Source organism: Gordonia sp. GN26 (genome assembly GCF_054823965.1).
Genome location: NZ_JSYC01000045.1, coordinates 15,717 through 40,269, shown reverse-complemented (window position 1 = coordinate 40,269; position 24,553 = coordinate 15,717). Strand labels below are relative to the sequence as shown.

The 24,553-nt window shown below is 68.0% G+C and carries 25 protein-coding genes; 13 read left to right on the top strand and 12 right to left on the bottom strand.

Annotation, left to right across the window (positions count from 1 at the left end):
* The first annotated feature begins 87 nt into the window (after nt 1-87).
* From hsaC to OK17_RS11700, 6 genes are all read left to right on the top strand, one after another.
* The gene (hsaC, locus tag OK17_RS11725; protein WP_232716562.1) at nt 88-999 is read left to right on the top strand and encodes an iron-dependent extradiol dioxygenase HsaC; all 912 of its coding nucleotides are present in this window, start codon (nt 88-90) and stop codon (nt 997-999) included.
* A 1-nt stretch (nt 1,000) separates the two neighbouring features.
* Nucleotides 1,001-1,573, top strand: a complete 573-nt coding sequence (gene hsaB, locus OK17_RS11720) for a 3-hydroxy-9,10-secoandrosta-1,3,5(10)-triene-9,17-dione monooxygenase reductase subunit (protein WP_006865385.1) — start codon at nt 1,001-1,003, stop codon at nt 1,571-1,573.
* Nucleotides 1,570-2,766 carry a hypothetical protein gene (locus OK17_RS11715; protein ID WP_119031273.1) on the top strand — a complete coding sequence of 399 codons (1,197 nt, stop codon included), beginning with the start codon at nt 1,570-1,572 and terminating at the stop codon, nt 2,764-2,766. Before hsaB ends, OK17_RS11715 begins: the two co-directional genes overlap by 4 nt.
* The gene (locus tag OK17_RS11710; RefSeq protein ID WP_119031274.1) at nt 2,763-3,554 is read left to right on the top strand and encodes an SDR family oxidoreductase; all 792 of its coding nucleotides are present in this window, start codon (nt 2,763-2,765) and stop codon (nt 3,552-3,554) included. Before OK17_RS11715 ends, OK17_RS11710 begins: the two co-directional genes overlap by 4 nt.
* Nucleotides 3,547-4,689 carry a sulfotransferase family protein gene (locus tag OK17_RS11705; RefSeq protein WP_461417541.1) on the top strand — a complete coding sequence of 381 codons (1,143 nt, stop codon included), beginning with the start codon at nt 3,547-3,549 and terminating at the stop codon, nt 4,687-4,689. Before OK17_RS11710 ends, OK17_RS11705 begins: the two co-directional genes overlap by 8 nt.
* 148 nt (nt 4,690-4,837) lie before the next feature.
* On the top strand, nt 4,838-5,464 hold the full coding sequence (locus OK17_RS11700; protein WP_461417540.1) for a TMEM175 family protein: 627 nt from the start codon (nt 4,838-4,840) through the stop codon (nt 5,462-5,464).
* A gap of 9 nt (nt 5,465-5,473) precedes the next feature.
* Here OK17_RS11700 and OK17_RS11695 read toward each other — a convergent pair whose 3' ends face one another.
* From OK17_RS11695 to OK17_RS11665, 7 genes are all read right to left on the bottom strand, one after another.
* Entirely contained in the window at nt 5,474-6,571 is a 1,098-nt protein-coding gene (locus OK17_RS11695) for an acyl-CoA dehydrogenase family protein (protein WP_461417539.1), read from the bottom strand.
* Entirely contained in the window at nt 6,568-7,536 is a 969-nt protein-coding gene (locus tag OK17_RS11690) for an acyl-CoA dehydrogenase family protein (protein WP_461417538.1), read from the bottom strand. The genes OK17_RS11695 and OK17_RS11690 overlap by 4 nt, the downstream gene beginning before the upstream one ends.
* A gap of 6 nt (nt 7,537-7,542) precedes the next feature.
* The gene (locus OK17_RS11685) at nt 7,543-8,709 is read right to left on the bottom strand and encodes an acyl-CoA dehydrogenase family protein (protein ID WP_461417537.1); all 1,167 of its coding nucleotides are present in this window, start codon (nt 8,707-8,709) and stop codon (nt 7,543-7,545) included.
* Nucleotide 8,710: 1 nt separating this feature from the next.
* On the bottom strand, nt 8,711-9,625 hold the full coding sequence (locus OK17_RS11680) for an enoyl-CoA hydratase (protein ID WP_232716574.1): 915 nt from the start codon (nt 9,623-9,625) through the stop codon (nt 8,711-8,713).
* Between the two features lie 47 nt (nt 9,626-9,672).
* Nucleotides 9,673-10,143: a hypothetical protein gene (locus tag OK17_RS11675; protein WP_119031281.1), complete on the bottom strand. Its 471-nt coding sequence runs from the start codon at nt 10,141-10,143 to the stop codon at nt 9,673-9,675.
* Nucleotides 10,144-10,223: 80 nt separating this feature from the next.
* The gene (locus tag OK17_RS11670) at nt 10,224-10,835 is read right to left on the bottom strand and encodes a dihydrofolate reductase family protein (RefSeq protein WP_232716576.1); all 612 of its coding nucleotides are present in this window, start codon (nt 10,833-10,835) and stop codon (nt 10,224-10,226) included.
* Between the two features lie 82 nt (nt 10,836-10,917).
* The gene (locus tag OK17_RS11665; protein WP_232716578.1) at nt 10,918-11,841 is read right to left on the bottom strand and encodes an IclR family transcriptional regulator; all 924 of its coding nucleotides are present in this window, start codon (nt 11,839-11,841) and stop codon (nt 10,918-10,920) included.
* Nucleotides 11,842-11,893: 52 nt separating this feature from the next.
* On the opposite strand from OK17_RS11665, the gene cysD reads away from it, so the two are divergent.
* The 3 genes from cysD to OK17_RS11650 all read left to right on the top strand — a co-directional run bounded on the left by cysD (nt 11,894) and on the right by OK17_RS11650 (nt 15,596).
* Nucleotides 11,894-12,865 (top strand): sulfate adenylyltransferase subunit CysD, encoded by a 972-nt coding sequence (cysD, locus tag OK17_RS11660; protein WP_461417536.1) that lies wholly within the window; start codon nt 11,894-11,896, stop codon nt 12,863-12,865.
* On the top strand, nt 12,865-14,727 hold the full coding sequence (cysC, locus tag OK17_RS11655) for an adenylyl-sulfate kinase (protein ID WP_461417535.1): 1,863 nt from the start codon (nt 12,865-12,867) through the stop codon (nt 14,725-14,727). Before cysD ends, cysC begins: the two co-directional genes overlap by 1 nt.
* Before the next feature lie 89 nt (nt 14,728-14,816).
* Nucleotides 14,817-15,596 (top strand): 3'(2'),5'-bisphosphate nucleotidase CysQ, encoded by a 780-nt coding sequence (locus OK17_RS11650; protein ID WP_461417534.1) that lies wholly within the window; start codon nt 14,817-14,819, stop codon nt 15,594-15,596.
* 21 nt (nt 15,597-15,617) lie between these two features.
* Here the strand turns inward: OK17_RS11650 and OK17_RS11645 are convergent, their stop codons facing one another.
* The 4 genes from OK17_RS11645 to eccA all read right to left on the bottom strand — a co-directional run bounded on the left by OK17_RS11645 (nt 15,618) and on the right by eccA (nt 18,907).
* Complete coding sequence (locus OK17_RS11645) at nt 15,618-16,034, bottom strand: hypothetical protein (RefSeq protein WP_461417533.1); 417 nt, start codon at nt 16,032-16,034, stop codon at nt 15,618-15,620.
* Nucleotides 16,035-16,071: 37 nt separating this feature from the next.
* Nucleotides 16,072-16,611, bottom strand: a complete 540-nt coding sequence (locus OK17_RS11640; RefSeq protein WP_461417532.1) for a hypothetical protein — start codon at nt 16,609-16,611, stop codon at nt 16,072-16,074.
* 14 nt (nt 16,612-16,625) lie between these two features.
* Nucleotides 16,626-17,060, bottom strand: a complete 435-nt coding sequence (locus tag OK17_RS11635; protein WP_461417531.1) for a hypothetical protein — start codon at nt 17,058-17,060, stop codon at nt 16,626-16,628.
* A gap of 62 nt (nt 17,061-17,122) precedes the next feature.
* Nucleotides 17,123-18,907 carry a type VII secretion AAA-ATPase EccA gene (eccA, locus tag OK17_RS11630; protein WP_461417530.1) on the bottom strand — a complete coding sequence of 595 codons (1,785 nt, stop codon included), beginning with the start codon at nt 18,905-18,907 and terminating at the stop codon, nt 17,123-17,125.
* Between the two features lie 157 nt (nt 18,908-19,064).
* Between eccA and purL the strand changes: the two genes are divergently transcribed.
* From purL to OK17_RS11615, 3 genes are all read left to right on the top strand, one after another.
* Nucleotides 19,065-21,410: a phosphoribosylformylglycinamidine synthase subunit PurL gene (purL, locus tag OK17_RS11625; protein ID WP_461417529.1), complete on the top strand. Its 2,346-nt coding sequence runs from the start codon at nt 19,065-19,067 to the stop codon at nt 21,408-21,410.
* 147 nt (nt 21,411-21,557) lie between these two features.
* Nucleotides 21,558-21,920, top strand: a complete 363-nt coding sequence (locus OK17_RS11620) for a CD225/dispanin family protein (protein WP_461417528.1) — start codon at nt 21,558-21,560, stop codon at nt 21,918-21,920.
* A gap of 28 nt (nt 21,921-21,948) precedes the next feature.
* Nucleotides 21,949-22,365, top strand: coding sequence for a DUF2752 domain-containing protein (locus OK17_RS11615; RefSeq protein WP_232716591.1), 417 nt, complete (start codon nt 21,949-21,951; stop codon nt 22,363-22,365).
* On the opposite strand, the gene OK17_RS11610 is transcribed toward OK17_RS11615, so the two are convergent.
* Nucleotides 22,354-23,277: a glycerophosphodiester phosphodiesterase gene (locus OK17_RS11610; protein WP_461417542.1), complete on the bottom strand. Its 924-nt coding sequence runs from the start codon at nt 23,275-23,277 to the stop codon at nt 22,354-22,356. The genes OK17_RS11615 and OK17_RS11610 overlap by 12 nt on opposite strands.
* 195 nt (nt 23,278-23,472) lie before the next feature.
* Here OK17_RS11610 and OK17_RS11605 point away from each other — a divergent pair, with 195 nt between their 5' ends.
* Nucleotides 23,473-24,552, top strand: a complete 1,080-nt coding sequence (locus tag OK17_RS11605; protein WP_461417527.1) for an NAD(P)H-dependent amine dehydrogenase family protein — start codon at nt 23,473-23,475, stop codon at nt 24,550-24,552.
* Nucleotide 24,553: the final 1 nt, after the last annotated feature.

Genomic DNA, 24,553 nt, shown 5'->3' with positions numbered 1-24,553 from the left:
GGGAACGCTCGCAGGCTCGCTCCTCAGGGGGCAGGGAACGCTCGCAAACTCGCTCCCCCGGGAGCAGGAAAACAGGAGATCGTGGAGATGACTGACTGTCCGATCCGTTCATTGGGATACATGAGGATCGAGGCGACCGACATCGAGGCGTGGCGCACCTACGGCCTCAAGGTCCTCGGCATGATCGAGGGCTCGGGGCTCACCGAGGGCGCGCTCTACCTGCGGATGGACGACTTCCCCGCCCGCCTGGTCATCGTGCCCTCGGAGCACGACCGCCTGGCCAGCGCGGGGTGGGAGGTCGCGAACGCTGCTGCGCTGCAGGAGGTCCGCGACCGCCTGGCCGGTGCGCACGTCGTCTTCCGGGAGGGCAAAGACGAGGAGATCGCCGATCGCCGTGTCGCCGAGATGATCGTGTTCGACGACCCCGCCGGCAACACCCTCGAGGTGTTCCACGGGGCCGCGCTCGAGCACCGCCGCATCGTCAGCCCTTACGGTCACCGCTTCGTCACCGAGGAACAGGGACTCGGTCACGTCGTGCTCACCTGTGAGGACGACAAGGCTGCACTCGAGTTCTACCGGGACGTCCTGGGATTCAAGCTCCGCGACTCGATGCGCCTGCCCCCGCAGGTCGTCGGACGCGAAGAGGGCGACGAGGTCCCGTGGCTGCGGTTCCTCGGCTGCAACCCGCGACACCACTCGTTGGCATTCCTGCCGATCCCCAACAGCACCGGCATCGTCCACCTGATGGTGGAGGTCGAGAACTCCGACGACGTCGGCCTGTGCCTCGACCGCGCCCTGCGCAAGAAGGTGCCGATGTCGGCGACCCTGGGCCGGCACGTCAACGACCTGATGCTCTCCTTCTACATGAAGACGCCCGGCGGCTTCGACGTCGAGTTCGGTTGCGAGGGAAGAACGGTCAACGACGACGAGTGGATCGCCCGGGAGAGCACCGCGGTCAGTCTGTGGGGGCATGACTTCAGCGTCGGGTTCAAGAACTGACATGGCCCAGACGCCCTACGGGTCCGCGGAGTTCGACTCCCGCCAGTTCCGTACCGCGATGGGTCAGTTCTGCACCGGCGTCACGGTCATCACGACCGTCGACGACGACGGCAAACCCGTCGGCTTCGCCTGCCAATCGTTCGCCGCGCTGTCCCTCGACCCGCCGTTGGTGCTGTTCTGCCCGATGAAGACCTCCCGGAGCTGGAAGGTCATCGAGAAGACCGGCAAGTTCTGCGTCAACGTCCTGTCCAACCGACAGCAGGACGTGAGCGCGGCCTTCGGCGCCCCGGGCGACGACAAGTTCGCCAACATCACCTGGGACCCGTCACCGGCCGGGCTGCCGGTGATCCGGCACGCGCTGACCTGGGTCGAGTGCGACGTCGAACGGGTCACCGACGGCGGCGATCACCACATCGTCATCGGCCGAGCACTCACGCTCGGCGAAGTGCTGCAGGACAAGCCGCTGCTCTTCTACCGCGGCGGCTACCTGTCGACCGAACACCCGCGGGTGACGCCGGCACAGGCCGAACTCGAGAACTTCCTGACCTGGACGGGCGGAGACACCTGGCTATGAGCTCGCGCGAGATCGCTGTACCGCAGGACCTGACCAAGCCCCTGACCGATGCGATCGCCGAGGCCGAGAAGCTGGTCGCCTCGGCGGAGTTCGCCGAGACCGAGCAGGATCTCGCCGAGGGATACGACTACCTCGCGGGCAGCATCGCCGCGATCATCCAGCTGGTCCGTGGCCGGTCGTTGTCACACCCGAACTTCGTGACCTCCACCGGGCCGTCGACCAAGATGGGTCTCGACAACCCGGACACGCTGTACTACCACGCCGACGTCGAACCGACCGGGACCTACGTGGTCCGCGGACGCCGCGGTACCACAACCGATCTCAGCTTCCAGGTACTGCGCGGCGACTACACGCCGTCCGCGGTGCCCGGCGGCGAGGACGCCTTCGACGACCGTCGCCTGACCATCGCCGACGACGGCACGTTCGAGCTGACCTTCGGGCCGGCGATCGCCGACCCGCCCGACAACTACTTCGCCCTCGGCGAAGGGGCGTCGATGCTCGCGGTCCGCGAGGTGTACTCCGACTGGACCGAGCGCAAGGGTTCGATCACCATCGAGCGCGTCGACACCGTCGGAACCGCGCCGACGGAAGCCGATCTCGCCCGTGTCGCACGTAGGTACGCAACCGCGGGGAAGATGCTGACGGCGCGCATCAACACCTGGTTCAACTTCCCCAAGTGGTTCTATCTCGACGAGCCGGTCAACACGTTCACCCCACCCCGCCAGACACCGGGCGGACTCAGCACCCAGTTCTCGTCGGTGGGTCACTACCGGTTGGGGCCCGACGAGGCGATGGTCATCACCATCCCGAAATCCGATGCGCCCTATCAGGGATTCCAGCTCGGGAGCATGTGGTACATCTCGCTCGACTACGTGAACCACCAGACCAGCCTCAATTCGGCTCAGGCGCAGGTCGATCCGGACGGCTTGATCCGGATGGTCGTGTCCCACCGCGATCCCGGCGTCGCCAACTGGATCGAGACCACCGGCCGGGAGAAGGGCATCCTGCAGTTCCGCTGGCAGCGCAGCGACTCGCCGATCGGCCCGGAACTCGGCCCCACGGCAACGGTCGTCGGCATCGACGAGGTGGCCGCTCACCTGCCGCACTTCGAACACAACAAGATCGACGCCGCCGGCTGGTCCGACCGGATCGCGGCACGCCAGCGCGCGTTCGCCGAGAGGATGCTGGGATGAGTTCTGGAGCAGGTCTCCTCGACGGCAAGGTGGTCGTCGTATCGGGCGTGGGTCCCGGTCTGGGTCGCTCGATCTGCCTGCGTGCCGCCGCCCAGGGTGCTCGGGTCGTCCTCGCGGCCCGCACCGAATCGCGTCTGAAAGAAGTTGCCGCGGAGGTAGATGCGGCCGGCGGCACCAGTCTCGTCGTGCCGACCGACATCACCGACGATGCCGCCGTCGACAATTTGGTCGCCACCACACTCGACGAGTTCGGCCGCGCCGATGTCCTGGTCAACAACGCCTTCGCGCTGCCGTCGATGAAACCACTGGGGCGCACCGACTTCGATCAGATCACCAGCAGCATCGACGTGACCGTCGTCGGGACCCTGCGCGTCATCAAGTCGTTCACCGACTCGCTCGCCGAGGCCAACGGATCGATCGTGAACATCAACTCCATGGTCATCCGGCACTCGGAACCGCGGTACGGCAGTTACAAGATCGCCAAGTCCGCGTTGCTCGCCATGTCGCAGACCCTGGCGTCGGAGCTGGGGGATCGCGGTATCCGGATCAACTCGGTGGCGCCGGGTTACATCTGGGACGACCAGCTCAAGTGGTACTTCGGCGAGGTGGCCAAGAAGTACGGGATCACCCCCGAGCAGGTCTACGAGCAGACCGCGTCGAAGTCCGATCTCAAGCGCCTGCCCGAGCCGGACGAGATCGCCGACGCCGTGATGTTCCTCGCCTCCCCGATGGCGCGGGCGATCACCGGGCACACCCTCGACGTGAATTGCGGTGAGTACCATGACTAGTGCAGCGCGTACCGACGTCGGGACCATCGAAGACCTGCACGCCTCGGCCGCCCGGGCCGCCGGCCTCGAGGACTTCGGCGACACCGATTACCTCGAGCCGCTGGGCATCCTGCTCGACTCCTACCGGTCTGAGGCCGGACTCACCGAGCTCGGCAGCAAGATGTTCCGGTTCTTCCTCAAGGGAGCACTCGTCGCGCGACTGCTGAGCGAGGCGTCGTGGAAGGCCAACCCGGAGCACGCCGACGTCGAGATCACCCGGCCCATCTTCGTGACGGGTCTGCCGCGCACGGGAACCACTGCGCTGCACCGGCTCCTGGCCGCCGACCCGGATCACCAGGGTCTCGAGATGTGGCTCGCGGAGTTCCCGCAGCCGCGGCCGCCGCGCGACACGTGGGCCGACAACCCGGTGTACCAGCAGATCCAGGCCGGCTTCGAGCAGCACCATGTCGAGAACCCGGAGTTCATGGGTCTGCACTACATGGACGCGGGCGAGGTCGAGGAATGCTGGCAATTGTTGCGCCAGAGCGTCACGTCGATCTCCTACGAATCGCTCGCCCACATCCCGTCCTACTCACGCTGGCTCGCCGAACAGGACTGGACGCCCGCATACCAGCGGCATCGCAAGAACCTGCAGCTGATCGGCCTCAACGATCCGGGTAAGCGGTGGGTGCTCAAGAACCCGAGCCACCTGTTCGCGCTCGACGCCCTGATGGCCGCCTACCCCGATGCGCTGGTGATCCAGACCCATCGCGCGCCGTCGACCATCATCGCGTCGATGTGCAGCCTTGCCGAGCACGCCACCCCCGGCTGGTCGACGACCTTCACCGGTGACCAGATCGGGCAGGACCAGCTCGAGCTGTGGTCGCGCGGGCTGCGCGAGTTCTCCCGTGCCCGGGAGAAGTACGACCCTGCCCAGTTCCTCGACATCGACTTCACCGACCTCCGCTCGGACCCGATGGGCACCGTCGAACGCGTCTACGCAGCGCTGGACACCCCCATGTCCGACGCGGCCCGCGCGGCGGTGACCGCGCTCGACGAGGAGAGCAAGTCCGGCGCGCGGAAACCGCAGCACCGCTACCAGCTGTCCGACTACGGCCTCGACGAGGCGACGGTCGCGGCGGCGTTCGGGGAGTAGCCGGCGTCGGCAGTTCCCGCGGGCGTGTTTCCTTCCTGCCCGCTTGAACCCGCGTCGCGCTCACCTACTCCGTTCGCGCTCACGAATTCCGCGTGAGCGCGAACGGAAACAGTGAGCGCAACTGAGCGGCGGGTTCTACATTCAACCCATGGCCGAACCGGAGAATCGGAAGTCGGAAGAAGGTCTGAGCCGGCTGATCGCGTTCGCGGACGCGGTGGTGGCGATCGCGCTCACGCTGCTGGTGCTCCCGCTCGTCGACATCGCGAACGACCTGCGTGAGGAGACCTCGGTCGCGGAGGTGGTCTCCGACCACTCCCTCGAGCTGACGAGCTTCTTCGTGAGCTTCGTCGTCATCTGGATCCTGTGGCGTCAACACCACCAGACGATGGAGTACTTCCGTTCCTACGACTCGGTCCTGATCAACCTGACCTTCGTCTGGCTGCTGACCGTCGTGATCCTGCCGTTCGCCACGGCGATGATCGACGACAGCCGGGTCGAATGGGGGACCACCTTCTACATCGGGGTGCTCGCGGCCTCGGTGGCCGCGCTCGTCGCGATCGCCCAGTGGGGACACCGGCATCCGGACCTGCTTGCCGACGACGAGGCCACCCGGCGCTGGACGACGGCGTCCGGCGGCTGGGGAACCCTGCTGGCCCTGGCGATCGCACTGATCATCACGCTGGTGTTCCCCGAAACCGGGAGCTGGCCGATCCTGCTGCTGGTTCTCACCGACCCGATCGAACGGGTGCTGGACCGCCTTCGCAACCGCGACTGAGAGCCGGGGTCAGCGCAGGCCTGCAGCGGCTTCGGCGACTGCGAGATGGGGGGCGCCCAGCATCTGCGACGACGCCTGCGCGCGTTTGAAGTACAGCTGGATGTCGTGCTCCCAGGTGATGCCGATGCCGCCGTGCAACTGGACGGCATCGCCGGTGATGCGCCGGTAGGCCTCCGAGCAGTACACGTGGGCGGCGAGGGCCAGTTCGGAAGCCTCGGGATCGTCGGCGGCGACCGCGGCGACCGCCGCACGGGAGATCGAACGAGCCGTCTCGGCGAGCACGTACATGTCGGCCATACGGTGCTTGAGTGCCTGGAACGAGCCGATGGTGCGGCCGAACTGCTTGCGTGACTTGGTGTACTCGACGGTGAGGTCGAGGGCGCGCTGGGCGCCGCCGACCTGTTCGGCGGAGAGCAGGGCCCACCCCAGCGTCCGCAGGCGGGCGGCAAGGTCGGCAGGTGCGGGGATCGCGGTGGACGCGACCTCGTCGAACCGCACCGAGGCCAGCGCACGCGTCGGATCGAGAAGCGGCAACGGCGACACCGTGACGCCGGCGGCATCGGCGGCGACCGAGTGCAACGTGACCGGTTCACCGGGACCCGACGCCAACACCAGCAAGGTGTCCGCGGATTCGGCATCGACGACGAAGTGTGCGGTGCCGGACAGCAAGCCGGCGTCCGCGCGCACGCCCGGGGTCTCCCAGCCGCGTTCGCCGGCCCAGCACAGGGCGGCCGTCTTCTCGCCGGCGGCCAGGGCGGGGAGCAGCTGCGACGCGGTGTCGTCGTCCTGCGCCAGCAGGATCGCGCCGGTCGCCAGCACCGAGGACCCGAAGGCGGGCACCGGACTCAGGGTCGCGCCGAGTTCCTCGAGGACAGCGGCCAACTCGGCCCACGACGCCCCGGCGCCCCCGGCGTCCTCCGGGATGGGGAGTGCCGCCACACCGATCTCGGTGCACAGCGTCTCCCACAGGCCGCGGTCGACGCGGCCGGGCGACGCCATCGCCTTGCGCACCGATGCGGTGTCACCGCGGCGTCGCAGCAGATCGCGCACCGCCTCGGCCAGTGCCTCACGTTCCTCGGCGGAGATCGCGAGAGTCTCGGTGGTCACAGTGTCTCCAGGATGCGTCGACGATGGACCGCGGGCGAGCCCCAGGCGGACAGGAGCGCGCGGGTCTTGGTGATGTACAGCGAGATGTCGTGTTCGGCGGTGTAACCGATCGCGCCGAGAACCTGCAGCGAACGGCGGGCCGACAGATGCGCGGCGTCGGCCGCCGCGACCTTGGCCGCCGAGACATCGCGCGACACGTTGGTGCCCTCGGGCACCTGGCCGTCGATGCCCAGCGCTGCGGCATGGACCAGGGGACGGGCCATCTCGAGTGCGATGGCCACATCGGCGAGGTGGTGCTTCACGGCCTGGAAGGAGCCGATCGGCCGGCCGAACTGCTTGCGGGACTGCGCATACTCGCCGGCGAGGCCGAGCATCGCCTGACCGAGTCCGAGGAGCTCGGCGGCGGTGGCGAGTGCGCCGGCGTCGACGGCGTCGGACGGGTCGACCCCGGTGGCCAGGGTCTTGTCCGGAGCCACCCGCGACAGGGTGCGAGTGGTGTCCACCGAGGGTTCGGTGCTGAGCACGGTGGCCGTCGACAGCACGCCGTCCTCGACGACGTACACGTCGGCGGACTCGACATCGGGCGCGAGCGGTTGCAGCGGGGCGATGGCACACGTTGCGAGCCGTCCCTCGGCGAGATCCTGCAGGGGGCCGTTCACGTCGGCGTCGCGCAACAGGATCGGCAGGACGGCAACGCTTTCCACGATCGGCCCGGGTGCGCAGTGGCGTCCGAGCTGTTCGACGGCGACGACCATCTCGACGGCGCCGGCACTGCTGCCGCCGTGGGATTCGTCGATGAGGAGACCGCTGATCCCGGCGTCGGCGAGCTGGGAGTAGACCTTGGTCACGGCGGTCCGGTCACCGGCCGCCCATGCTCGCGCCGCGGCGGGCATGTCGGCCTTGCCGAGCATGGCGTCGACGGTGGCGGCGAGGTCCGTGTGGATGTCGGAGAGTTGGAAGTCCATGTGGTATCAGCGATCTCCGCGAGGAAGGCCGAGGAGTCGCTCGGCGATGACATTGCGTTGGATCTCGTTGGTGCCGGCGTAGATCGGGCCGGACAGGGAGAACAGGTAGCCGTCCATCCAGGCGTCGTCGAGTTCGGCGTCCGGTCCCTGTAGATCGAGGGCGGTCTCGTGGGCGGCGATGTCCCACTGCGACCAGAAGACCTTGTTGATCGAGGACTCCATGCCGAGCTGCCCGCCTGCCGAGAGCCGGCTCACGGTGTGCCAGGTCGACAACTCGTAGGCACGGGCCCCGATCCAGGCGTCGGCGACCCGCGCATCGGTGTTGGCCGTCGAGGGCACCTCGTCCCGCTTCGACCGCCACAATTCGACGAGGCGGTCGGTGGTGGCCAGGAACCGGCCGGGTGCCCGCAGCGAGAGTCCGCGCTCGTTGGCGGCGGTGCTCATGGCCACCTTCCAGCCGTTGTCGACCTCGCCGATGACCCCGGACTCGCCGGGATTCGCCGGGTCGTCGGGCACGAAGACGTTCTCCAGGAACAGTTCTGCGAAACCGGCCTCACCGTCGAGCTGTGCGATGGGACGGACGGTGACGCCCTCGGCACGCAGGTCGAACATGAAGTAGGTGAGACCCCTGTGTCGCTGGGCCTCCTTGTCGGTGCGGAAAAGGCCGAAGGCGCGGTCGGCGAAACTCGACCGGGAACTCCACGTCTTCTGGCCGTTCAGCAGCCAGCCGCCGTCGGTGCGGACCGCGGTCGAGCGGAGCGAGGCGAGGTCGCTACCCGCCTCCGGCTCGCTCCACGCCTGGCCCCAGATGTCGTCGGCGCGCGCCATTCGCGGCATGATGCGTTCCAGCTGAGCGGGATTCGCGTGTTCGAAGAGGGTCGGGGCGAGCAGGAAGATGCCGTTCTGGCTGACGCGGCCCGGCGCACCCGACCGGTAGTACTCCTCCTCGAAGATCACCCAGTGGAGGAGGGGAGCGTCGCGGCCGCCGTACTCCTCGGGCCAGCTGACGACCGACATGCGGTCGGCGGCCATCGTGCGTTCCCACTCGCGGTGTGCCTCGAAACCCTCCGCGGTGTCCATGGACGGGAGGGGTTCGCGCGGAACGTGTTCGGCCAGCCAGGAGCGGACCTCGGCCCGGAACTGCTCGGCCGCGTCGTCGAAGAGCAGGTCCATGTCAGCTACCCGATCCCGAACCGGCGGACGCCTTCATCGACTTGGCGTCCATACCGCCGAGCGAATCGCCGCCCGACGCCTCGGCATTGGCCGAATGGGCGAAGTGGTGCCAACCGAAGACCGAGTCCATCGAATTGCGGAGTCCCATCTGGTCCTCGCAGATGTTGACGGCCTTCTTGCTGAGGAACAGGCCCTGTATCGGCATGGTGACCGCCTTCTCGGCGATCTCGTTCACCTTGGTCTCGAGCTGGTCTCGCGGCACGACGTGGTTGACCATGCCCCAGTCGGCGGCCTGCGTGGCGGTGAAACGCTCACCGGTGAACAGGATCTCCTTCGCCCGCCGGGTGCCCAGGGCGTATGCGTGCGCGAAGTACTCCACGCCCGGGATACCCATCCGTGCGACCGGATCGGAGAAGAACGCGTCGTCGGAGGCGACGATGAAGTCGCAGACCCAGGCCAGCATGAGGCCGCCGGCGATGCAGGCGCCGTGGACCTGGGCGATCAGCGGCTTGGGGATGTCGCGCCAACGGCGGCACATCCCCATGTACACCTCCATCTCGCGGGCGAGACGCTGATCGGCACCGGTCTTGTCGGTGTGATCCCAGTGCAGGACGGCGGCGTTGTCGTAATAGGTGTCGAAGTCGCGCTCCGGGGTGCCGATGTCGTGACCGGCCGAGAAGTGCTTGCCGTTCGCGCGCAGGACGATGACCTTGACGGCCGTGTCCTCGACGGCCTTGCGGAAGGCGGCGTCGAGCGAATACGTCATGACCGAGTTCTGCGCGTTGCGGTACTCGGGACGGTTCAGTGTCACGTAGGCGACGGCACCTTCGGGACCGCCGACCTCATAGGCGACCGGAGAGGTGTCCGGGCCGAGATCGTCGGGTCCGAGTGCGGGCGGGATGGCGGCATCACTCATGCCCACGAGCCTAACCTAGCAAGTGCTTGGTTGGTAGTGGGCGGGCGTCAGGGGACGACGATCGTCCCGCTGCAGCTCGTCGACGGCACGCTCCACAGGGCATTGCGGTTCGTCGCGCCGAAGGTGACGTTCACCCGACCCTTGCCGATCGTCTTCACCGGGATGACGAAGTAGTGGACCCCCTGGTAGGGCGGGTTCACCTTGGTGTTGCTGACCTTCCAGCCGCGCTTGCCGGTGGACAGGTTGTGCCAGTCCATCCGCAACGACGACTGATAGCCGCCGGGGAAGTAGCTGGGGAAGTCCGCGGCGATGTAGGCGTTGCCGCCGTAGGTGCTGACGATGGCGCGTCGCACCATGAACGGGAGGTCGACGATGTTCGGGCTCGGGCCGATGCAGTTCGAGACCGGGAACTCGCGTGCCGCTTCGGCTTGTCCCGTGCCGGCGAGGCCGAGTCCTGCTGCGGCCGCGATCGACAGGGCCGCCGCGGCCAGCCTGGTGAACGTCTTCGTCCGGACCATGTTCGAACTCCTCGTTGTCGTGGGAACTCTTCGGCCGGTGGCCGACTCCCGGCGATTGTCGCGAATATGGCGGGTGCGCGTCACCGAGTAGGCAAAATCGTGTCGGTCAAACGGTGGAGCTCCGGGTGGTAGACCAGCTCCAGCGTCCGGCCGTCGAGCACGGTGCTGTCCAGTAGTTCGAGGTCGATGCCCTCGACGCCGCCGAAGACCGGCGCGCTGCCATATCTGCCGGTGAGAACCGGGAACACGGAGACGACGACGCGGTCGACGAGCCCGGCCGCCAACAGTGCTCGGTTCAGCGTGAGGCTGCCGTGTGAGCGGAGGGGGACGTCGGACTCGTCCTTGAGCCGCCGGACGATCTCGACGCCGTCACCACTCGCGACCGTGGCATCGGGCCAGCCGCTCGTGTCGGTGATGGTCGACGACACCACGGTCGTGGGCATGCCCCGCATCGCCTGCACCCACGGGTCGAAGAACTCGGAGTCCTCGCCGGCGTCCGCGGTCATCGCGACGAACTCCCGGAACGTCGTCGCGCCGAACACCATTCGGTGCGTACCGGCGAACTGTCGGGCGCGGTGGTCCAGGAGTTCCGGACCCTGTTTGCCCCAGTACCCGCCCCAGTCGCCCGGTTCCTCGTAGGAGCCGAAGCCGTCGAGGCTGGTGAAGATGTCGAAGGTGTACGTCGCCGCCATGGTGGTCTCCTCTGTGGTGCTCGGAAACCGGCCGCAGGAGTTCACGGTCGGCACAGAGGCAGACCCGGTGCCGCGGTGGAACTCATCGCAGATGCGTGGAGATCCGTTCGGCCGCTGCGCGGGTGGCGTCGGCGATCGAGTGCAGATCCGCGACGTCCAGTGTCGAGTTCGGGCACGCGACCATCGCGGCGACGACCCGTCCCGTGTGGTCGAAGATCGGCGCGCCGATGGTCACCACCGGGACGCCCTCGCCGGCCCCCGCGTCGAGCTCGTCCGGGAGGTAGTCGATCACCGACAGCTCGGTCAGCAGGTCGCCGACCCGGCTCCGCAGGTTCTCCGACATTGTGTCCAGGGAGTTCAGGGCGTCGATGATCGCGGCGTGGTCGTCGGTCATCCGCTCGATCGAGTAGCCGCGTTCGGCGATCACGTCGAGGATCATGCGCAGCCGGGTGCGGGTGGGTTCGGCGGCCTTGGCGATCCAGGCATCGCGTGCCTCGACCGGGTCCCAGGCGACGAACTCGCGGCAGATCGGCGGGCGGATCCGGAGGCGGCTGCCGTTGCGCAGCCACGGATGCGGTTCGGAGTCGGGCGCGAGATGCGGTGGAAAGGCGTGCGCCGCGAGTGTGACGACGTCGGCCGAGGATCGGCGGGCCACGAAGAAGGGGATCGAGAAGCGCTCGCACAGGTCGTGTGCGGCGGCCGCGGCCCATCGGTCCAGGTGGTCGGCGTCCGCGGCGGCCCGCGCAAGGGTCCGGAATCCGGGGCCGATCCCATATTTCCCGGTGGCGGGATCGCGGCTCAGCCAGCCGTGGTCGGTCAATTCGGCGACGATCGCGTGTGCCGTCGCCCGCGAGAGGGACGTCTGCCGGACAATCTCGGCAAGGGTCAGCGCCGGTTGATCCGCACCGGCCAGCAGTTCGACGATGTGGACGACCCGCGAGGTCGGCGGCGACGCGGCACGCGACGGTTGACGCGCGTCCGAGAGGTCGCCTACGGTCGGTGTCACATTGTCAACACTTAGTGTCGAATATTCGACATGTCAAGGGGGGTTGCGCACGGTGACGAGCACGACCGAAGCGGACGGCGGCAGCGCCGGCGACCGTCAGACACACCGATCGGGCCGGCACGGATACGAGTTGTCGCATCTCGCGGCGCTCGAGGCGGAGTCCGTGCACATCTTCCGAGAGGTCGCGGCGACCTTCGAGCGCCCGGTGCTGCTGTTCTCGGGCGGCAAGGACTCGGTCGTCATGTTCCACGTCGCCCGCAAGGCGTTCTGGCCCGCGCCGGTCCCGTTCCCGCTGATGCACGTCGACACCGGCCACAACTTCGACGAGGTGATCGCCTACCGCGACCGGGTGGTCGCCGAGACGGGCGTCCGGCTGATCGTGAGTTCGGTTCAGGACGACATCGACGCCGGTCGCGTCGTCGAGCAGACCGGACCCGGCGCGAGCCGCAACCGGCTGCAGACCACGGCACTGTTGCGTGGCATCACCGAGAATCGTTACGACGCCGTGTTCGGCGGGGCGCGTCGCGACGAGGAGAAGGCGCGCGCCAAGGAACGGGTCTTCAGCTTCCGGGACGAGTTCGGCGCATGGAACCCGCGGGACCAGCGTCCCGAACTGTGGCGGCTCTACAACGGACGCCACTCGAAGGGGGAGCACATCCGGGTCTTCCCGCTGTCGAACTGGACCGAACTCGACATCTGGCAGTACATCGCCGCGGAGAGCATCGACCTGCCGTCGATCTACTACGCGCACCGGCGGGAGGTGATCCCCCGGGACGGCATGCTGCTCGCGAAAACCCGCTTCCTGCAGGAACTCCCGGGTGAGGAGGTGCGGACGGAGACGGTCCGCTTCCGGACCGTCGGCGACGCCACCTGTACCGGTTGTGTCCTGTCAACCGCCGACGACGTGACCAAGGTGATCGAGGAGATCGAGGTGACCCGGCTGACCGAGCGCGGGGCCACACGTGCCGACGACCGGATCTCCGAGTCGGGCATGGAGGATCGCAAGAAGGAGGGGTACTTCTGATGAGCGGGGTCAATGCCACCGGGGGTGCCACCGAGATGTTGCGGCTCGCGACCGCGGGTTCCGTCGACGACGGGAAGTCGACACTGATCGGCCGGTTGCTCTACGACTCCAAGGCGATCTTCACCGATCAGCTCGAGTCGATCGAGCGGACGAGTGCGGAGCGAGGCGACGAGTACGCCAACCTCGCGCTGCTGACAGACGGGCTGCGGGCCGAGCGCGAGCAGGGCATCACGATCGACGTCGCGTACCGCTATTTCGCCACTCCCAGGCGGAAATTCATCATCGCCGACACCCCGGGCCACGTGCAGTACACCCGCAACATGGTGACCGGTGCGTCGACCGCGGATCTCGCGATGATCCTCATCGACGCGCGTAAGGGTGTCCTCGAACAAACCCGGCGACACGCGTTTCTCTCGACGCTTCTCGGGATCCCGCACCTCACCGTCTGCGTCAACAAGATGGACCTCGTCGACTGGTCGCAGGATCGCTTCGACGAGATCTGCGCAGAATTCATCGATTTCGCGGCCAAGCTGAACGTCGTCGACCTGACCTTCATCCCGATGTCGGCGCTGCGCGGAGACAATGTCGTCGAACAGTCCGCCGAGATGCCGTGGTACGAGGGTCGGCCGCTGCTCAGTCATCTCGAGCACGTCTACATCGCCTCCGACCGCAACCTCATCGACGCGCGTCTGCCGGTGCAGTACGTCATCCGGCCGCAGCGCAGCGACGGCGCCGATCACCGCGCGTACGCGGGCACGGTCGCCGGCGGCGTGTTCAACAAGGGCGACGAGGTCGTCGTGCTGCCGAGCGGTTTCAGCACCACCATCACCGAGATCTGGGGCCCGGGCGGGGTCGGCGTCGACGAGGCGTTCGCATCGATGGCCGTGTCGGTCGAGCTCGCCGACGAGATCGACATCGTGCGCGGCGACATGCTCGCGCGGCCGAACAACCGGCCGTACGTCGGGCGCGACATCGACGCGATGGTCTGCTGGTTCGCCGAGGATGCAGATCTCCGCTCGCACAACCGTTATCAGCTCCTGTGCGGAACGCGACTGACCCGCGCGCAGATCACCGGCCTCAACTACCGGCTCGACGTCAACTCGCTGCACCGCGACGAGAACGCCGAGGCGTTGTCGCTCAACGAGATCGGGCGCGTGACCGTGCACACGCAGGAACCGGTCATGTTCGACTCGTACCGGCGCAACCGGGACACCGGCAGCTTCATCCTCATCGACGAGGCCACCAACCGCACCGTGGGCGCGGGCATGATCACCGCTCCGGTCAGCCACGACAGCCACATCGTCTGGCAGGCCAGCAAGGTCGCCCGCGAACACCGGGCGCACCGCGGTGCCACCATCTGGCTGACCGGACTCTCCGGGTCGGGGAAGTCGTCGCTCGCCGTCGAACTCGAACGGCGATTCGTCGCCGAGGGCCGGCCCGCCTACCTGATGGACGGCGACAACCTGCGGCACGGCCTGAACTCCGACCTGGGTTTCTCCGACGACGACCGGCGCGAGAACATCCGTCGCACGAGCGAGGTCGCGGCGCTCTTCGCCGATTCGGGTGCGGTGGCGATCGTGTCGTTGATCAGTCCGTTCGCCGAGGAGCGGCAGCGCGCCCGCGAGATCCACGCCCAACGGGGTCTGCCGTTCTACGAGATCTTCGTCGACACCCCGCTCGAGGAGTGCGAGCGCCGGGACCCGAAGGGGCTGTACGGCAAGGCACGCCGCGGCGAGATCAGCCAGTTCACCGGCATCGACTCGCCGTACGAACGGCCGGCCGACGCCGAACTCGTCATCACCCCCGACGACGGCGCGCCCGCCGATGTCGCCGACATGGTTCTCCGTAACCTGGGACTCTGAACACGCCGGTTGGCCGGGGACGCCCCTGGGTATCCGCCAGGGGATCAGCAGAACCGACCGATCAGCAGTACCGCCAGAGAGGGAACCCCGTGACCGACGATCGAGCACTCGCAGGCGAACTGGCCACCGCCGCAGGAGAACTCCTCCTGGACATCCGCAAGACCAGCGGGCTGACCGGCAAGGAGCTGGGCAACGCAGGCGACGCGCAGTCCAATGAGCTCCTGCTACGACGGCTCGCCGAGGAACGACCCGACGACGCGGTGCTCTCGGAGGAATCGGCGGACGACAAGTCCCGACTGCAGGCCGAGCGGGTCTGGATCGTCGACCCGGTCGACGGCACGCGTGAGTACGGTACCTACGAGCCGGGAGCGGGTCGCACCGACTGGGCAGTGCACGTGGCGCTGTGGTCGGCGAGCGACGGATTGATCGCCGGTGCGGTGGCACTCCCGGCGCTCGGCGCGACCTACGTCGACGACGACACGGTCGTCGAACCCACCGAGGGGCTGGCCTCGCGCCCGCGCACCGGCGTGCCCCGCGTCGTCGTCAGCTCGTCCCGTCCACCGTCTTTCGCCGACGAGGTCGCCGCCGCGGTCGGCGGTGAACTCCTGCCGATGGGTTCGGCCGGTGCGAAGGCGATGGCGGTGGTCCGCGGTGAGGCGGACGCCTACGTGCACGCGGGTGGCCAGTACGAATGGGATTCGGCCGCACCGGTGGCCGTCGCCCAGGCGAAGGGGTTGTGGTGCGGGCGCATCGACGGCTCGCCCCTGGTCTACAACAACGACGACACGTATCTGCCCGACCTCGTGATCTGCCGCCCCGAATACGTCGAGGCGATCCTCACCGTCACGACAGAGGGCGCGGGCGGCTGACGCACGAGGAGCACACGGCCATCAGTTGTGGATGATCTCGTCTTTCATGCTGTTGACGACCGTGTTGACCGTGTCGTCCGGACGGCTGATGCACAGCACCTTGACCAGCACGGCGACCAGTGACGGATTCTTGGTGACACCGTTGGCCTTGACGATGGCGACCTGCGTCGGCTCGTCGAGCTCCGAGTAGTCGGCGCAGGTGATCGACAGCGAGTTCGGGGGAGGCGGCACCTCGACGGTCGGGGTCCGTCGCGGAAGCGATGGCAGACTCGGGATCTCGTAGGTCGACCGGGTCTCGGGCGGTCGGCTCGACGACGTCGTGGTGGTGGGTTCGATGGTCGAGGCGACCGGAGTGCCGTCGACGCTGCACGCGGCCACCGCGAAGGTTGCCGCGATGGTGGTCGTGACCGCGAGAAGCCGCCCGTGCAGTGGTGTCACAAGGTCCCCCGATCGATGTGCTGGGAGGAATCCTAGCTCAGTGCGTCAGCACGACCTTGATCACGACGATCACGGTGGCCACCACGGTGACCGCGGCAGCCCCGATCAGCGTGGCGCGACCCGGCCTCTCGTTGTTCAGCCGATCGATGACGAAAACCGTTCCGCCGATACGCAAGAGGATCACGATCTCCGCGGCGAGCTGAGCGGTGCGCGGATCGATCCAGCCGATCCACGCCATCGCCAGGATGATGCACGGGACGGACGCGGAGGACAGGATCGGCACCGAGTCCCGCAGATGGTGGAGCATCGTCTTCATCGTCGGGTGGATGGCGCCCTCGTGAACGCGTCGCCCCACCGCCTCGGCGAAGACATGTGCGACGAAGGTCGACAGCGCGGTGCCGAGCAGGATCAGGATGCCGACGAAGTCGTCGTTGAGGTGCAGCGGGATCAGCGCGGCCAGGATCAGGATGTTGCCGTAGATGTAGGCGCTGATGCGCGGTGCGGCGTGTTCACGGTCCAGCGGATTGTTCCGCGAGAACAACGGGCCGTGCAGCACTGTCCACGGGCGAGCGGTCATGAACTAGGAAAGTATCAGCGTGTGGGCACGAGCTCATCGACAATGTCGGCGACTTTGTCATCGAGCCGGGTGAGGCAGACCGTCGCGGCCACGGTGGCGACCTGGTCGGCGTTCGACGTCACCCCGAGCGCTGCCACGGCGGCGGCACGGCCCTCGTCCTCGAGTGCACGGAAGTCGCGGCAGCTCAGCGCCTTGGCGTCACCGGTATCGGCGGAGCCATCCGCCGAGCGGGGTGCGCTCGTCGACGGTCGGGGGGCGGGGCTGTCGGCGGCGCTCGGCGTGGTCTCCTCGGTGGTCGGCGCGGCGCTCGTCTGCTCCACCGAGGTCTGCTGCGAGGCGGTCGTCGTCGACGCGGGGTCGGCGTCGTCGGACGAGCAGCCGGCCAGCGACATCGACAACGCGACAGCACCGGCGAGCAGGACGGAACGGAACAGACGTGCGCGGGACATGACGCAACCTCTCTGGGTCTTCGGGTCTGGGATTTGACGGTACTGCCGGGGACCGAGCGCTGCTAGCGTCTGAGCCCGGACAGCACACCGGAGATGGCGGACCGGATGTCGTCGACTTCGATACGCATCAGATCGTCGGCGGACAGGGAGGCGAGGTCGCCGGCGGAGCTGAGCCGGAACTCGCGTTCCTCCTCGGCCGCCTCCACGATGTTGCGGATGAAACGACCGTTGCCGGCCAGGTCGGTGGCCCGACGCGTGCCGCCGTCGTGGTCGCGGACATCGTGGTAGAGCGGCGCGCACGCCAGTTCCAGCTCGGCGACCGCCTCCGGGGTGAGGACCGAATCGCGTTTGCGGGCGATGAACTCGCCGATCTGCGCGAGCTCCTGCGGGGTGTAGGAGTCGAACCGGACGCGACGGGCGAACCGCGACGAGAGTCCGTCGTTGGCGGAGAGGAAGCGGTCGATCTCCGAGTCGTAACCGGCGATGATCACGACCAGGCGGTCGCGGTCGTCCTCCATCCGCGCCAGGAGGGTGTCGACGGCCTCGCGGCCGAAGGCATCGCCGCCGGACAGACCCTTCTGGATCAGGGTGTACGCCTCGTCGATGAACAGCACGCCGTCCATGGCCGAGTCGATGAGCGCCGACGTCTTGATGGCGGTGGAGCCGAGGTGCTCGCCGACCAGATCGCGGCGGGTCGCTTCGACGACCTTGTCGGACTTGATGAAGCCGAGCCCGCAGTAGATCTTGGCGACGATCCGGGCGACCGTCGTCTTGCCGGTACCGGGAGGCCCGGTGAAGGCCAGGTGCAGGCTGCGCGCCGACGTCGAGAGCCCGCGGTCGGCGCGCACCCGTGCGAGGGTGGCGGCCGACTGCAGTTTCGCGACCTGCTGTTTGACCGACTCGAGTCCGATCTGTTCGTCGAGCTCCCGCTGGGCGTCGGTCACCAGCTCGTTCTCGACGCCGGCGTCGGAGCCGTCCTGCGACACCAGGGTCTCGGTCCGGTCCGGTACCGACGCGGGGTCCCAGCGATCGGTGCGGGCGGCGATCTGCTCGGGGGTCGTGGTGATGAGGTGGAACGACGGCGACTGGAGCGCCTGCGCCGCGGCGGCGTTCGCCGGATTGCGCGCGTAGACCTGCTCGAACATGGCCTTCGCCTTCTCCTCATGACCCTGTTGGCGGAGTGCCAGGGCATAGGCGAACATCGCGTCCGTCGAGCAGGTGACGATCGGGCCGTCGATGGCGTTCTGGAGGCGACGCATGCCCTCGCCGAGCATGCCGAGGCTGACGCACGCGGTTCCGGCCATCAGGTCGGCGACCGACTGCATGATGGCGTCGCCCCACCGGTCCGAGCGGGTGAGGGAGGTCAGGACGTCGGGCCACCGCTTGGTCTTGTAGTGGAGGAGAGCCCGGATGAACTCGACGATCGGCAGTCGATGGGCGGGCGGGACCTCGTCGAGCGCCTCTTCGGCGCCGGTGTAGTCCGCGCCGCGGATCAGGCTGGACGCATATGCGGCGGTGGCGTCGACGGCGTTGACCGCCGGGTACTCGATGTACAGCCCGGTGTCCCAGCGGCCGGCGATGGTGCCCGGGGGAAGGCCGAGGCGTCGCTGTTCGGCGCCGATCGTGCCGCGGGCGCGGTAGAGCCCCAGCAGCACCTCGTCGCTCTTGTCCCCGCACGCGAGCCGGCCGATCCAGGCGTCGCCGAGCGAGGGGTCCCACTCGGTCGCGCGGGTGAACGCCTTCGCCGCCTGCGCGGGATTGTTGATGGCTTCCTGACCGTCGACGGGGATGTTCAAGGACAGGACACCGAGCTCGAAGAGTGCCCTCGCCTTGCGGACATCGGCCATCTCGTCCCCCTGTGTCAACGTCGTCCCCCGCGCGGCGTCGGCGTGCCTGCACCCCCGCGCACGTCCCGCGCACTGCGCGGCTCGAGTGAACAGACTATCCCGAGACAGGCCCGGTCCCCGGAACAGATCTCCCAGGGGAAGACCCGTCGAACACCTGATGGTCCGCCCCGTCGCCTCCAACCGCCCGGGCCCGCCTAGACTTGTCACCGTGAGTGCCCAGGTGGATACCGTCTCAGCCGCTTCCTCGACCCCGGATCATCCGCAACCGTTCCGCGAACTCGGACTCAAGGACGACGAGTACGCGCGGATCCGCGAGATCCTGGGCCGTCGACCCACCGACGCCGAGCTCGCCATGTACTCGGTGATGTGGTCCGAGCACTGCAGCTACAAGTCGTCGAAGGTCCACCTCCGGTACTTCGGGGAGACCACCACCGAGGAGATGCGGGCCAACATGCTCGCCGGTATCGGTGAGAACGCCGGCGTCGTCGACGTGGGCGACGGATGGGCGGTGACCTTCAAGGTCGAGTCGCACAACCACCCCAGCTACGTCGAGCCCTACCAGGGTGCGGCGACCGGTGTCGGCGGCATCGTCCGCGACATCATGGCGATGGGCGCACGTCCGATCGCGGTCATGGACCAGTTGCGCTTCGGCCCGGCCGACGCCCCCGACACCCGACGCGTCGTCGACGGTGTGGTGCGCGGCGTGGGCGGTTACGGCAACTCCCTGGGCCTGCCCAACATCGGTGGCGAGACCGTCTTCGACGCCAGCTACGCGGGCAACCCGCTGGTCAACGCACTCTGCGCGGGCGTCCTCCGAACCGAGGACCTGCATCTGGCGTTCGCCTCGGGCACGGGCAACAAGATCATCCTGTTCGGTGCGCGCACCGGTCTCGACGGCATCGGCGGCGTCTCCGTGCTGGCGTCGGAGACCTTCGACGACGACGACAGCTCGGGCCCGAGCCGCAAGAAGCTCCCCAGCGTCCAGGTCGGCGACCCGTTCACCGAGAAGGTGCTCATCGAGTGCTGCCTCGAGCTCTACCACGCCGGACTCGTGGTGGGCATCCAGGACCTCGGCGGTGCCGGGTTGTCCTGCGCCACCAGCGAACTCGCGGCCGCCGGCGACGGTGGCATGCACATCGACCTGGAGAAGGTACCGATGCGCGCCGAGGGCATGACCCCGGCCGAGGTGCTCTCCAGCGAGTCGCAGGAACGCATGTGCGCGGTCGTCGCCCCCGACAACGTCGACGCCTTCCTCGAGGTGTGCAAGAAGTGGGACGTGCTGGCGACCGTGATCGGCGAGGTCACCGACGGTGATCATCTGGTCATCACCTGGCACGGCGAGACCGTCGTCGACGTGCCGCCGCGCACCGTCGCCCACGATGGCCCGATCTACGAGCGCCCCGTGGCACGTCCGGACTGGCAGGACACCGTGGTCGCCTCGACCACCGAGCCGCTGAAGCGCCCGAGCACCCCGGATCAGCTGCGCGAGACCCTGCTGCAGATGCTGGCCAGCCCCGCGCTGTGCAGCCGCAAGTTCATCACCGACCAGTACGACCGCTACGTGCGCGGCAACACCGTCCTGGCCGAGCACGCCGACTCCGGCATGATCCGCATCGACGAGAAGACCGGGCGCGGAATCGCGCTGGCGACCGACGCGTCGGGCCGCTACACCTTCCTCGACCCGTACCGCGGTGCGCAGCTGGCCCTGGCCGAGGCCTACCGCAACGTCGCAGTCTCGGGTGCGACGCCCAAGGCCGTGACCAACTGCCTCAACTTCGGCTCGCCGGAGGACCCGGCGGTCATGTGGCAGTTCCAGCAGGCGGTCCGCGGACTCGCCGACGGCTGTGCGCAACTGGGCATCCCGGTCACCGGCGGCAACGTGAGCTTCTACAACCAGACCGGTGCGACCGCGATCCTCCCGACGCCGGTCATCGGTGTCCTCGGTGTGATCGACGACGTCCATCGTCGTATCCCGACGGGCTTCGGCACCGAGCCGGGCGAGACGCTGATCCTCCTCGGCGAGACCCGCGACGAGTTCGACGGCTCGATCTGGGCGCAGGTCGCCTACGACCACCTCGGTGGCGTGCCGCCGGAGGTCGACCTCGAGCGTGAGCGTCTGCTGTCGGAGATCTTGACCGCCGCGTCGCGCGACGGGTTGATCTCGGCCGCACACGATCTCAGCGAGGGCGGTCTCATCCAGACCGTCGTCGAGGCGGCGCTGGCCGGGGAGACCGGCTGCCGCGTGCTGCTGCCCGAGGACGCCGACCCCTTCGTCTGGCTGTTCTCCGAGTCCGCCGGACGCGTACTGGTCGCCGTGCCGCGCACCGAGGAGTCCCGGTTCTCGGCGATGCTCGACGCCCGCGGCATGCCGTGGACGCGCATCGGCGTGGTCGACCAGGGGAGCGACGAGGTCGAGATCCAGGACTACTTCTCGGTGCCGCTCGCCGAGCTGCGCGAAGTGCACGAGGCGACGCTGCCGCGCCTCTTCGGCGACACCGCGTAGCAAGCCGAGTTGTTGTAGCGCGCAACGTTCCCGTCTGCGGGAACGTTGCGCGTATACCGTTGGAAGCAATCTGATTTCCCGACCGGACGGACACGATCAGGGTCGGTTACGCTCCTTGGGTTCTCAGTGAGAGTCGAAAGGGCGCAGATGAGTTATCCGCACGATCCGAACCAGCCGCCGAACTACGGCGCTGCGCCCGGTTACGGACAGCAGCCGTACGGCGCGTACGCACCCGGTCCCGAACCGGACAACAACCTCGTGTGGGCGATCTTGTCCACGATCCTGTGTTGCCTGCCCTTGGGTATCGTCTCGATCGTCAAGTCGCTCTCGGTGCGAAAGCTCTGGATGGCAGGTGATTTCGCAGGTGCCCAGCGGGCCGCCGACGAGGCGAAGAAGTGGGCGATCTGGGGTGCGATCGCCGGCATCGTCGGCTCGATCCTCATCGTCGTGATCTACTTCGTCATCGCGGTGTTGATCATCGGTGCCAGTGCCACCACGTCCACGTACTGAACGGTTCGAGCGGGCCGTCCTTCGACGGGTGTCGGTCCTCTCGAATAATCGGGTCCTCGGTCCGGCGATCGTGGTCGCCGGGTCCGGGATCTGTTGTGCTGCCGTGCTTCTGGGGGACCCCACCACGCCCGGTGGGTTGCTCCCGGTGTGTCCCACCAAGTTGCTCTTCGGGGTGACCTGTCCGGGCTGCGGCTCGCAGCGTGCGCTCTATTCGCTCCTGCACGGTGACATCTCTGCGGCGCTGCACTACAACGCGGCGTTCGTGCTCGCGATCGGGTTGCTGCTCTTCGCGTTCGGCGCGTACTGCCTGCGGCTGTGGACCGGTCGGCGGATCCGCGGCTGGCAGAACATGCGCTATTCCGCCGTCGTGGTGCTCGTCGCCGTGGTCGCCTGGTTCGTCGTCCGGAACATCCCGGTGGAACCGTTCTGGTCACTACACGTCTGACGGGCCGCGGCGCCCGCTGCGCCGGACCCACCGGACCAGTCGTGACCCGCCGGGCCCGGCGGCGTCGAGATCGAGCGCGGCGAGCCCCTCCGGGTCGTCGGTGGTGATCTGGTCGACCCGTAACTGCAAGAGCCTTCGGACATCGGGAACCGAACGCGGTCCGACGCGGGTCACCGTGTAACCGTCGACGAGCCGGTCGTGGCGGTGGAAGGCGTCGACGAGGTCGAATCCTCTCCGGTCTGCGGCGAGGATCAGGCGGTTCTCCAGATAGACCATCTCCGCGTCCGGTGACGCGGCGAGCGCACGCGCGACGAAACCCTCGAAATCCCCGGACCGGATCGCGGCGTCGGCGGCGCCGTGGTGGCAGGGGTCGTACCCGATGCGGATCCCGGGGGCGGCCGACGTCAGCCGTGTCACGGCCGCCGCATCGCCGCAGGACAGGATGTAGTGCGACGCCAGTGGCTCGACGCTGTGCGCGAAGATGTCCACGGCACGCGGATCGAGCGCGGCGTCGTCCTCCTTGAAGTCGAGCTGCAGGAGCGACGACGGTGCGATGTCGACCGTCGAGAACAGCTCGGTGAGGTCCTCGAGCAGCAGGACCGGCTCGTCGAGCGCTCGTCCGTGGTTGTCGCGCAGGGACAGTCCGCGGAGGTAGGCCGCGGGCAGTGCCGAGATCGCCCCGGTGCCGGTGGTGGCGTGGTCGACGACGCGGTCGTGGAGGATCGCGAAACCGCGGTCGGCGTGGATGACCAGGTCCACCTCGATGCTCGCGCCCAACCGCATCCCCTCGGCGATCCGCGAAGCGGTGAAGGCCGGGTCGTCGGCGCGTCGACGCCCACGGTGCCACTTGAGCATGGTCCGGTGCCCGTCGAAGTCGACGTACAGGGGGGCCGAGGTCGAGTCGGCGGACATGGCGCTCATCGATCACCGAGGATAGTGGCCGCCGCCTCGATCTCCGCTGAAATCCGCCCCCGGCATCCGCCCTCCAGCGCCCCGCCGGCGACATATGGTCGTCGGCGGCGCGCTGACGGGTCGTTCTCAGGGCGCATTTCGGCAATGCCGCCGAACCGCCGCGCCCGCAGTGGAACGTGTTCTAGTTTGAGGGGCATGACTCTGCGCGTGGTCGAGTGGTCGACCGGAACCGTCGGAAGACATGCCATCGCCGGGATCGACGCCCATCCCGACCTCGAACTCGTCGGGGTCTGGGTGTCGAATCCGGACAAGGTCGGCAAGGACGCCGGGGAACTGGCGGGTCTGGGTCGTGACCTCGGCGTCGCCGCGACCGACGACCGCGACGCACTGATCGCCCTAAAGCCCGACTGCATCGTGCACACCGCGATGACCGACGACCGGGTGATGGAGTCGATCGAGGACCTGGTCTTCTTCGTGGAGAACGGGATCAACGTGGTCTCCAGCGGCCCGGTCGTGTTGCAGTTCCCGACGAAGATCCTGCCGGACGGTCTGCTGGACCGGATCGCCGCGGCCGGCGAATCCGGCGGTGCCAGCCTGCACGTCAACGGTATCGACCCCGGTTTCGCCAATGACGTTCTGCCGCTGTCGTTGACGAGTCTCTCGCAGCGGATCGACGAGGTGCGGTGCCAGGAGATCGCGGACTACTCGACGTACTACCAGCCGGTGGTCATGCGGGATCTGTTCGGTTTCGGGCAGCCGATGGACACCACGCCGTTGCTGCTGTCGCCGGGCATCCTGTCGATGGGCTGGGGCAGCGTGGTGCGCCAGATCGCCGCCGGACTCGACCTGACCCTCGACGAGCCGCTCGTCGAACGGGTCGCGCGTGTCGAGGCCGACCGCGACTATTCGACGGTGTCGGTGGAGATCCCGAAGGGCACCATGGCGGCGTTGCGCTTCGAGGTCGCCGGACAGGTCGACGGGGTGGATCGTGTTGTGCTGGAGCACTACACGCGTACGCATGCCGATCAGTGTCCCGAGTGGCCGACCCCGCACGAGGGTGACGGCTGCTACCGGGTCGCGATCTCCGGCGAACCGGAGATGACCGTCGAGTTCGGCCATCACGGGGAGAACGGCGACCACAACGTCTCCGGGATGATCGTCACGGCGATGCGGCTGGTCAATTCGGTTGCCGCCGTGGTCGATGCGAAGCCGGGTCTGGTGACCGCCCTGGATCTACCGCTCATCACCGGCCGGGGTCTGGTGACGCGGGGTTAGT